The following is a 9,831-nucleotide window of genomic DNA, read 5'->3' on the forward strand; positions in this document are numbered from 1 at the left end:
CTTCGCGTTTTAGGATTGCGTACTATTCAAACTAACTAAAACCTACTAACAAACGGGGTAAGGTATGGCCTGGAATGAGCCGGGTAATTCAAACGGTAAAGACCCATGGGGCAATAACAATCGCGGTGGCAATCAAGGGCCGCCAGATCTTGATGAGGCGCTAAAGCAGCTGACGGATAAGCTAAACGGCTTGTTTGGTGGTGGCAAAGGCAGTAACGGCGGAGACGGTAACAGTAACAACTCCTCGGGCTTGGGCGGCATTTTTCTGATCTTGGGTGTTATTGCAGTCTTGTTTTTAGGTTGGAAGTCGATTTATACCATCGATGAGCAGCAGAGAGGTGTTGTGCTGATGCTAGGTGAGTATAACCGCACACTCGATCCAGGTTTGCGCATTGTCATCCCGCTGATAGAGCAAGTGATTCCAGTTAACGTCACCAATGTACGAAATGCTGAGTTAAAACAAGAGATGTTGACTCAGGATGAGAACGTGGTTGAAATTGATCTAAACGTGCAATACACCGTGAGCGATCCGGTGGAGTTTGCTTTGCGTGTTGAAGATCCCGAGGCCTCCTTGCAGCATTCGGTCGAGTCAGCTTTGCGTCACGAAGTGGGTAGCACCAACCTAGACCCTATTTTGGGTGTAGGGCGTGCAATACTTGCAGATTCGACTCGTGAGCGATTGCAGGACTACATGGACGCTTATCAAACAGGAATCAACGTTAGTATCGTGAACATCAAAGAGGCGAGAGCGCCGTCTGCGGTTCAGGCTGCCTTTGATGATGTTCAAAAAGCTAAGCTAGACAAAGAGCGTTTTGTTAATGAAGCTGAGGCATACAAAAACACGGTCATCCCAGAAGCGCGTGGTAAGGCGCAACGTATGTTGCAAGAGGCAAGCGCTTATAAAGATCAGGTTGTAGCGAAAGCAACGGGTGAGGCTGAGCGCTTTGAAGCGCTACTGGTTGAATATACCAAGGCCCCTGAAGTAACACGTGAACGTTTATACCTTGATGCGATTTCGGAAGTTTACTCAAATAGCAGTAAGGTTCTAATCGACGTTGAAGGTGGCAATAACATGATGTACTTGCCTTTGGATAAGATTGTCTCAGAGCGAAGCGCTAGCTCTGTAACAGGTACTCGTTCAGACGCAAGCTCGTCGGAGATCTCTGACTTGGCGGATCGTGTGATCGAGGAGATTAGATCTAGAAATGCGCGAACAGGTAGGGAGGTACGCTAATGTCTAAGTCGCTATTACCATTAATTGCGGTCTTGGTATTGATCGCACTTGTATCTTCTTCGCTATATGTTGTTGATGAGCGACAAGTCGCTATTAAATTGCAGTTTGGTGAGATTGTTGAGTCGGACATTGGTCCTGGGCTGCACTTTAAGATGCCTTTTGTTCAAAACGTCCGTAAGTTTGATGCACGGGTTTTGACATTGGATTCGCGTCCAGAGCGTTTCTTAACCGTAGGCAAAAAGTTCCTTATTGTTGATTCGTTCCTGAAGTGGAAGATCGAAGATGTGAAGCTTTACTACAAGGCGACTGCAGGTAATCGTTGGCAGGCGACCACATTGCTGTCTAATTCAACCAACAAAGGTTTGCGAGATGAGTTTGCGGCTCGAAGTCTTGCCGAAGTAGTTTCCGGTGAGCGTGACGAGTTAATGGAGCAGATTACCGCTAAGCTGAATGAGCAAACACTCAGCGAATTTGGAATTCGAGTCTTAGATGTGCGCGTCAAAGGCATCGATCTTCCAGAAGATTTATCTAAAAACGTCTACCGCCGTATGGCGACAGAGCGTGAGCGAGAAGCTCGTGAAACGCGTTCGCAGGGTAAAGAGCTTGCTGAGGGTATCAAAGCAGATGCGGATCGTGAAAAGATCGTCATCGAATCGGATGCCTATCGTGAATCTGAGGTTGTTCGTGGTGAGGGTGATGCGATTGCTGCAGCGACCTATGCCAAAGCCTTCAACAAGAATCCCGAATTCTACGCGTTCACTCGAAGCTTGCAGGCTTACAAAGATACGTTTGCAAATGAAGAAGATGTTCTTTTGCTCAAGCCTGATAGTGATTTCTTCAAATATATGAAGAAGAGCGAAAGCGGCAAATAAGTTCGTTTTTTAACTAAAGAAAAGCATCCAAGCGTGTCGTTTGGGTGCTTTTTTTGGTTTTTTACTATTAAAAAGTCATCATCTCTCGTATTTGGGTTTTGTTAGTTCGCATTAAGCGTTAAAATCGCGACCCTTTGTCTACAGGCAAGTTTGTCTTGCGTGGTAAAATGTATGGCATGGCATGACCTTTTGACCGCATTGTGTCTCGTACTTGTTATCGAGGGTATGATGCCTTTCTTAAATCCCAAGGGATGGAAAGCTACACTAGCTAAAATTTCAGAATTAGATGATCGCAGCATTCGCAGTTTAGCGCTGGTATGTATGTTGGCCGGGCTATTGGGCTTGTTGCTGGTGAGAGCCTAAAGATCATCTCATTGTCGCTTTGTTAGAATGATCTTTGAGAGCGAACGATTGATGATAACGAGAGTAAGAGTTAAGTCTTTATGAGTTTGACAGAACGTTGGTTATTGCCTGAAGGCGTCGATGAGTTGCTTCCGCCTGATGCATGGGCGCTTGAGAAAATGAGACGGTCGATGCTGGATGTCTACTCAAGTTACGGCTACGATCTTGTGGCGCCTCCGCTAGTTGAATTCATTGAAAGTCTGTTGACTGGCACTGGCCGCAAACTTGAGCTGCAGACCTTTAAAGTAACAGATCAATTGTCTGGTAGATTGCTCGGAGTTCGATCGGATATCACGCCACAAGCTGCTCGTATCGATGCGCATGTTTTAAAGAACCAAGCCATCTCACGTCTTTGCTATGTAGATAGCGTCGTGCATACCAAGCCTGAGCACATGATGACGAATCGTAGCCCGATCCAGATTGGTTGTGAGTTGTTTGGTGAGCATGGTGCGAGTGCGGATCTCGAAGTGGTCTCTTTGATGCTAGAAACGCTGCGATTAGCGGACGTCGATAAGGTACATATCGATCTTGCGCATGTAGGTATCTATCGTGGCCTTATGCGTTCAGCGCAGCTTGAATCGAGTTTGGAAGAAGCCGTTTTCGACGCCCTTAGCCGTAAGTCTATCCCCGAGCTAGATGCATTGTTCGCCGATTCAGAAGAGCCGGTGATTAAAATTGTGCGCGAAATTGCACTGCTCAGTGGCAGTATTGATGCGTTGGATGCCGTTCGAGAGAGCATATCTGCCATCGATGCATTGGCCGATGAGCAGACCTTAGGAGCGGTTGATGCGCTGAAAGTGTTTGCGGCTCAGTTGAGCGCGCGTTTTCCTAATATTGAACTAGGATATGATTTTTGTGAGCTCCGCGGGTATGACTATCATACGGGAGTAATGTTCAGCGCGTATACGCCTAACTTTGGTTATGCCTTGGCAAAAGGTGGTCGTTATGATGCCATCGGCGAAGACTTCGGTGCATCGCGACCCGCAACCGGCTTCAGCGCCGACTTGAAGACACTCGTTCGTTTGCAAGCACGTTGTGGCGAGCAGAATTCGCCGTCAAATTCCGTTTTAGCGCCTGCAGGCGACGATAGCGACTTGTTGAGCGCTATCGCTTTGCTAAGAAAAGAGAAACGGGTTATCCAGCGCTTGTCTGATTCCGATATTGATGATCATGGCTGCTCAAGTGAGCTTAAGTTGGTCGATGGCCGGTGGGTAGAAGTTAAAATTTAAGTGGCTTGGTGTTTTGTTACCGAGTCTGAAGCATTATCGCTAGAGAAAGAGATTTATGGGTAAGAATGTTGTCATTTTAGGCACTCAATGGGGTGATGAGGGCAAGGGCAAGATCGTTGATTTGCTTACAGAGCAAGTTACCGCGGTTGCGCGTTTTCAAGGTGGACACAATGCTGGTCACACGTTGGTTATTGACGGTGAAAAAACGGTATTGCACTTGATCCCTTCAGGTATTCTTCGTGACAACGTCACCTGCCTTATTGGCAATGGTGTTGTGCTCGCACCTGATGCCTTGCTAAAAGAAATGGGCGAACTCGAAGGTCGAGGCGTTCCTGTTCGTGAACGCCTGAAGTTAAGCCTTGCTTGTCCATTGATTCTTCCGTACCACGTAGCGCTTGACCAAGCGCGTGAGATCGCAAAAGGTGCAAATAAGATAGGCACGACAGGGCGAGGCATTGGTCCTGCTTATGAGGATAAAGTATCGCGTCGTGGATTGCGTCTTGGCGACCTAGCGAATCCCGCGTCTTTCGCCGAGAAGCTAAAAGAGATCATGACTTACCACAACTTTGTATTAGAGAATTTCTACAAGGTTGAGCCAATTTCTTATGAAAAGACATTGGAAGAAACATTGAAAATGGGTGAAGAATTGTTGCCGTTGGCTGTAGATGTAACCGACGAACTGCATGCCTATCGTGAGCGCGGCGACAACATCATGTTTGAGGGCGCTCAAGGTTCTTTGTTGGACATCGATCATGGTACCTATCCTTTTGTTACGTCTTCAAATACCACAGCCGGCGGGACAGCAACGGGTAGCGGTTTCGGTCCGATGTACCTCGATTACGTGCTTGGTATTACTAAGGCCTATACGACACGTGTTGGCTCAGGTCCGTTTCCAACAGAGCTTTTTGACGATAACGGTCGCCATTTAGCAGAGAAGGGGCATGAGTTCGGTGCGACTACGGGCCGCCCTCGCCGTTGTGGTTGGTTTGATGCTGTCGGCCTTCGACATGCTATTCAAATCAACAGCGTTTCAGGCATTTGTCTCACTAAGTTAGATGTTCTAGATGGCCTCGATACGATCAAGGTTTGTGTCGCTTATAAGACGAAAGCGGGTGAGAATATTTCGCGTCCTCCTCTGGACGGAGAGGGCTATGATGACCTTGAGCCGATTTATGAAGAGCTTCCTGGTTGGTCAGAGAGCACTCTCGGTGCTAAAACTCTGGATGAGTTACCTGAGAATGCAAGAGCGTATATCAAGTATTTAGAGCAAAAGGTTCAAGCGCCAATCGATATTATATCGACCGGGCCAGATCGTATTGAAACGATCGTGTTACGGCACCCATTTGACGCGTAAGAGCGTTACGTTTAAAAGGGCCTGGTAGAATTTCTACCCGGCCCTTTTTTATATTAAACACGTTTTAATTTGGTTTGCGAGCGACAAGGGTTGCACGAAGTGGAGCCGGGTAGCCCTCTACTGTTTTGCTTTGATCATTCGGGTTAAGAAAGTCCGAGAGGGATTGGAACTCCATCCATTTGGTCACTCGTTGTTCATCGCAGCTCGTTCGATTGAGGTCCACACAGTGTATGTCTTTAAAGCCAGCGCGTCGTAACCAAAGCTCCAGTGTGGATACGCTAGGCAAATACCAAACGTTTCGCATCATTGCGTAGCGGTCTTCAGGCATTAGTGAATAACCTAAAGGCCCGTCAACAACCAGCGTTTCTAACACAAGCTCTCCGCCTTTTCGCAATGCGCCCTTAAGTTCGTAGAGATGGTCTATCGGTGACTTTCGGTGATACAAAACGCCCATTGAGAAAGCGGTATCGAAGTACTCAAGTTGCGGCTCAAGATCTTCCATCCGAATGGGAAGCAAATGAATCGGCTCGCCTAGACCGCAGTACTTTTTGATGGCATTGAACTGCATTAAGAAAAGATAGCTGGGGTCGACGCCAATTACGCGACGCGCTCCGGCGCCGAGCATTCGCCAGCAGTGGTAGCCGGAACCGCAGCCTACGTCGAGGATGGCGCGGCCATTGAGTGGGCTGATATGGGGTTCGACTCTATCCCACTTCCAATCTGATCGCCATTCGGTGTCAATGTGCGTGTCAAATAGCTCAAAAGGTCCTTTGCGCCATGGAATCAGCTTCCTCAGTGCATCATCGAGTTGCGCTTGCTGGGCGGGGCTGATTGACCCAGAGGCTCCCACTTTAGAGGTGTCAAGAGAGACTTTTTCCACAGGAAGCGTTGGGAGTGCGTCTAATGCATCAATCCATCGTTGCATATCACCATGAGGTTTTTCGTATAGTTTCTGGTGTAGTAAACGTTCAAGAGACGGAAGCCAGCGCTTAAGTCGTGTATCGGATTGCATGTAGGCGACAAGATCGCCAAATACGTCGTCATAGTTCATGGGTTAAGACGCTTTAATCGCTAAGAAAGAAAAAAAGTTAAAGCATTGATACCAAGAAAAGGCGTCTTGAAAACCGGCATTTTTTAGGCGGGCAATATGGACATGCTCGCTTTCCGGCAGCAGCACTTGCTCGATTGCGTTACGCTTTTGACTGATTTCAAGGTCGCTATACCCGTTTGCTTTTTTAAATAACCAATGTAATTCCTGTTGCTCGTTTTGCTCTTTGATAGATTGAAACTGGAGCTTTTCCGACAATATAAGCACGCCGCCAGGCACGAGCGCCCGGTATATTTTCTGTATTAAAGCGGCCCGGTTATCTAGCGGCAGAAATTGAAGTGTAAAGTTCATGGTGACGACAGAACATGGCTCAAATTGGGTGTCTAAAATGTCAGCGCAACGCAGCTCAACCGGCGTCCTGTCATTATCTAGCTCGATATAGTGCTTGCACCGCTCAATCATTGAGGGAGAGCTGTCTATGCCGATGATGCGAGTAGCCTTATTTTTGGCTCCGTGGCGCATAGCGAGCGTTGATGCTCCAAGCGAACAGCCTAAATCATAGCAGGCAGTATCACTCTGAACATAACGCTCGGTGATGAGACTAATCATTGGGATAATCGTTTTGTATCCAGGCACGGAGCGTTGAATCATGTCTGGAAACACACGCGCAACGGCCTCATCGAACCTAAAATCGTTTTGCTGATCAAGGGGGGATGAGTACAGTTGGTCTGCTTCTTGTTCGGGCGTTTTGTCCGACACTTTATTGCTCCGCTAAGGTTTCCGAATTTGCGTTTACGCTCTGGCTGTCGACATCTCGTGGCTCGCACTTAATTCCGCGGTTTTTATAATCGACCAATAGGCCTTGCATTGCATGATCTTTGTCATTTCGAATAAACAGATAGCCTTCTTGGCAAAACGAAGTTTGATATGAGGGTTTTGGGGAAAGCCGATATTGGCCTTCGTCTTCAGTTGGCACAAATACGACCTTATAGCTCGCTAGATCGAACTGGTCTTTGCTCTCGGGATGGTGAATTTTATTCTGCCACTCCAGAACGCCAACTGTGCCGGCAATACTCAGGAAGATGGCCAGTACCAGCGCGCGAACACTGACTGTGTCTGCGCTTTTTTGGCTCGAATCTTGTCTCATTATGAAAGCTCGTTCTAAAAGGTGCTGATTGTAGAGTTTAGGGCATAAGTTGCAAGGGCGGTTCGTTTAAAGCGCTTAATTGTTCTCTTAACTCCAAGATGTGCTCCGACCAATAGCGCTCGGTATTGAACCAAGGGAAGTGCATTGGAAACGCCGGATCTTTCCAGCGTTTTGCCAGCCATGCCGAGTAGTTCATGATGCGCATGGTGCGTAGTGTTTCAATAAGGTTTAACTCTTTTAGGTCAAAGCTCGCAAACTCTTCATACCCTTCAAGGAACTCGCTCAAGAGGCTGGTTTGCTGAAGTCGATCGCCTGATAATAATAACCAAATGTCTTGCACTGCGGGGCCCATAACGCAATCATCAAGGTCTACAAAAAAAGCCTGATCTTCACGCCAAAGGATATTGCCCATGTGGCAATCGCCGTGAATGCGCTGATCTCTCGCTTTGTGGTGCGCCAATATCGACTTCATCGTTTTTACTAGATCGTCTGTGAGCGTATCGTATGCGGTTTGTAAGCTCATTGGGAGGAAGTCATTTTCCAGCAAGAAGGCTCTGCTATTTATTGCCCATTGTTCAAGCGACATGGTTTGACGATGCTCGAACTGTTTGCTTGACCCAACCTGATGCATGCGTCCGATATTTAGACCTATTCGATACATCGTATCCGGTAGCTCTAATTCCGGCGCATAGCCGCCCTGCATAGGAAATAGAGCGAATTGAAAGCCCTCAAACTCGTGAAGAGACTGACCGTTAATGATCAATGGTGCAACCACGTTGATGTCGTTCTCCTGAAGCTCAAAAGAGAAGGCATGTTCCTCAAGGATAGCTTCTTTGTCCCATCGTTGAGGTCGGTAGAATTTTGCAATGCAAGGTGCGCTCTCTTCGAGTCCAACTCGATAAACTCTGTTTTCGTAGCTATTGAGCGGAAATATTCGTTGGTCACTGAGTAGATCGAGCGATTCGACCGCGTCGATCACCATATCCGGTAAAAGTCGTTCGTATGGGTGTTCCAAAATATCCGCCTTGCTGCTGATTAATTACCGGCTTATGTATCGGGTTGAATACTTCCGGATGCTGGGTCAGAGAACAAGTCTAACTGAAGTTCGTCTTTTTTGTTGTTGCCTATGCGTAACCCAAGCCCAACGAGACGAACGGGAAGTTGCTTGCGCTGCCACGCCTTGTGCATCATGCCTCTAAACGCATCTTGATCGGCCCACGGCTCGGTGCCGCTCTGGATAGCTTCTTCCAAAGTAGTTTGGGAGAAGTCTTTGAACTTGATCTTCACGAATCGACCGCTTACGTTTTCAGTCGGTTTCAGTTTTTCACTTCGTTTTTTCAGTTCTAAAAATAGCTTCTTTAGGAGGGCATCCAGCTCGTTGGATAAAACAAGATCCTCGTCAATGGTTGTCTCGACAGATAAAGACTTTCGCTGCCGCTGAGTATTTACAGGTCGGTCATCGACTCCATGGGCGAGGGTTGCCAAGCGAGAGCCGTATTTACCAAAATGCAAGATCAACTCGGATTCTGTTCTCTGCCGAAGGTCGTTGCATGTCTCGATACCAAGAACTCGCATTTTTTCAGCGGTTACGCGACCAACACCATTAATCTTTTTGACTGGCAAAGCTTGCACGAACGCATCCACATGGCTTGGTTCTATAACAAATACCCCGGCAGGCTTTCGCCAGTCACTCGCTATCTTGGCAAGAAACTTATTTGGCGCGACGCCGGCCGACACCGTGAGGTTGAGTTGCGCTTTAATTTCAGCTTGAATGGCTTTAGCAATCAGCGTTGCACTGCCTTGGTATTGCGGTGAATCCGTAACATCAAGGTAGGCTTCATCAAGTGATAAGGGTTCGACTAGTTCTGTGTACTGATGAAATATTGCATGCATTTTCTGAGAGGCTTCTCTATACGCCGCAAATCTTGGCTTAATAAAGATGAGGGATGGGCAAAGCGTTAAGGCTTTCGATGAGGCCATCGCCGAGCGCACACCGAAACCTCGAGCAATATAGTTGCACGTTGCGACGACACCGCGACCGTTTGGGTTGCCTCCGACCGCAATCGGATGCTGTTTGAGCTCGGGATTGTCCCGCTCTTCAACTGAGGCGTAGAACGCATCTGCGTCGATGTGGATAATTTTGCGCATGGCGTGTTAGTTTAAGGAAATATCGATTGGGCGTCTGTTTTGGGCGCTCTATGTGATTAAAAATTAATATGTGTTCGCGGTTTTAGAAGGAAGCAGTAGAGATGTCTCAGGAGCGTTATACGCTGGATACAGTTGTTATAGGTGCCGGCGTGGTGGGATTGGCTGTTGCGCGCGCATTGGCGATGTCCGGGCGTAGTGTTTGGATTTTGGATAAAGAAGAGGGTTTTGGAAGGCAAACTTCCTCTCGGAACAGTGAAGTCATTCATGCGGGAATTTACTATCAACTCGATTCCTTGAAGGCGAGGTTATGTGTACGTGGTAAGCATCTGATTTACCAGTACCTCGAAGATAATTCATTACCTTTCGCGCGGTGCGGAAAGCTCATTGTTGCGACAAA

11 protein-coding genes are annotated in these 9,831 nt (G+C 47.6%); 6 read left to right on the top strand and 5 right to left on the bottom strand.

Going from position 1 to position 9,831, the window contains the following annotated elements; genetic code table 11:
* Positions 1-64 precede the first annotated feature (64 nt).
* The 5 genes from hflK to A3751_RS08795 all read left to right on the top strand — a co-directional run bounded on the left by hflK (position 65) and on the right by A3751_RS08795 (position 5,091).
* Positions 65-1,234 carry an FtsH protease activity modulator HflK gene (gene hflK, locus A3751_RS08775; protein ID WP_068454524.1) on the top strand — a complete coding sequence of 390 codons (1,170 nt, stop codon included), beginning with the start codon at positions 65-67 and terminating at the stop codon, positions 1,232-1,234.
* A complete protein-coding gene (hflC, locus tag A3751_RS08780) occupies positions 1,234-2,106 on the top strand; it encodes a protease modulator HflC (RefSeq protein WP_068454527.1) in 873 nt (290 codons plus the stop codon). The genes hflK and hflC overlap by 1 nt, the downstream gene beginning before the upstream one ends.
* Before the next feature lie 171 nt (positions 2,107-2,277).
* Positions 2,278-2,469, top strand: coding sequence for a DUF2065 domain-containing protein (locus A3751_RS08785; RefSeq protein WP_068454529.1), 192 nt, complete (start codon positions 2,278-2,280; stop codon positions 2,467-2,469).
* 80 nt (positions 2,470-2,549) lie between these two features.
* On the top strand, positions 2,550-3,737 hold the full coding sequence (locus A3751_RS08790) for an ATP phosphoribosyltransferase regulatory subunit (protein WP_068454532.1): 1,188 nt from the start codon (positions 2,550-2,552) through the stop codon (positions 3,735-3,737).
* Positions 3,738-3,792: 55 nt separating this feature from the next.
* Positions 3,793-5,091: an adenylosuccinate synthase gene (locus A3751_RS08795; RefSeq protein WP_068454537.1), complete on the top strand. Its 1,299-nt coding sequence runs from the start codon at positions 3,793-3,795 to the stop codon at positions 5,089-5,091.
* A gap of 64 nt (positions 5,092-5,155) precedes the next feature.
* Here the strand turns inward: A3751_RS08795 and cmoB are convergent, their stop codons facing one another.
* Genes cmoB through dinB form a run of 5 tightly spaced genes read right to left on the bottom strand, consistent with a single transcriptional unit; the run spans position 5,156 to position 9,434 of the window.
* Positions 5,156-6,142, bottom strand: coding sequence for a tRNA 5-methoxyuridine(34)/uridine 5-oxyacetic acid(34) synthase CmoB (cmoB, locus tag A3751_RS08800; RefSeq protein ID WP_068454540.1), 987 nt, complete (start codon positions 6,140-6,142; stop codon positions 5,156-5,158).
* Positions 6,143-6,145: 3 nt separating this feature from the next.
* Positions 6,146-6,898, bottom strand: coding sequence for a carboxy-S-adenosyl-L-methionine synthase CmoA (gene cmoA, locus A3751_RS08805; protein WP_068454543.1), 753 nt, complete (start codon positions 6,896-6,898; stop codon positions 6,146-6,148).
* A 1-nt stretch (position 6,899) separates the two neighbouring features.
* On the bottom strand, positions 6,900-7,286 hold the full coding sequence (locus A3751_RS08810) for a hypothetical protein (protein WP_068454546.1): 387 nt from the start codon (positions 7,284-7,286) through the stop codon (positions 6,900-6,902).
* Positions 7,287-7,323: 37 nt separating this feature from the next.
* Positions 7,324-8,301 (bottom strand): serine/threonine protein kinase, encoded by a 978-nt coding sequence (locus tag A3751_RS08815; RefSeq protein WP_068454548.1) that lies wholly within the window; start codon positions 8,299-8,301, stop codon positions 7,324-7,326.
* A 32-nt stretch (positions 8,302-8,333) separates the two neighbouring features.
* Entirely contained in the window at positions 8,334-9,434 is a 1,101-nt protein-coding gene (dinB, locus tag A3751_RS08820) for a DNA polymerase IV (RefSeq protein ID WP_068454550.1), read from the bottom strand.
* Positions 9,435-9,535: 101 nt separating this feature from the next.
* On the opposite strand from dinB, the gene A3751_RS08825 reads away from it, so the two are divergent.
* Positions 9,536-9,831: NAD(P)/FAD-dependent oxidoreductase (locus A3751_RS08825; protein ID WP_156492344.1), on the top strand; the 296-nt coding region annotated here is incomplete at its 3' end.

It is taken from the genome of Oleiphilus sp. HI0080 (assembly GCF_001635135.1).

Excerpts from the sequence above, each read along its gene's own strand:
- A3751_RS08810 (WP_068454546.1), bottom strand. The coding sequence starts at position 7,286 with ATGAGACAAGATTCGAGCCAAAAAAGCGCAGACACAGTCAGTGTTCGC.
- hflK (WP_068454524.1), top strand. The coding sequence starts at position 65 with ATGGCCTGGAATGAGCCGGGTAATTCAAACGGTAAAGACCCATGGGGC.
- dinB (WP_068454550.1), bottom strand. The coding sequence starts at position 9,434 with ATGCGCAAAATTATCCACATCGACGCAGATGCGTTCTACGCCTCAGTT.
- cmoB (WP_068454540.1), bottom strand. The coding sequence starts at position 6,142 with ATGAACTATGACGACGTATTTGGCGATCTTGTCGCCTACATGCAATCC.
- A3751_RS08795 (WP_068454537.1), top strand. The coding sequence starts at position 3,793 with ATGGGTAAGAATGTTGTCATTTTAGGCACTCAATGGGGTGATGAGGGC.
- A3751_RS08785 (WP_068454529.1), top strand. The coding sequence starts at position 2,278 with ATGGCATGGCATGACCTTTTGACCGCATTGTGTCTCGTACTTGTTATC.
- hflC (WP_068454527.1), top strand. The coding sequence starts at position 1,234 with ATGTCTAAGTCGCTATTACCATTAATTGCGGTCTTGGTATTGATCGCA.
- A3751_RS08790 (WP_068454532.1), top strand. The coding sequence starts at position 2,550 with ATGAGTTTGACAGAACGTTGGTTATTGCCTGAAGGCGTCGATGAGTTG.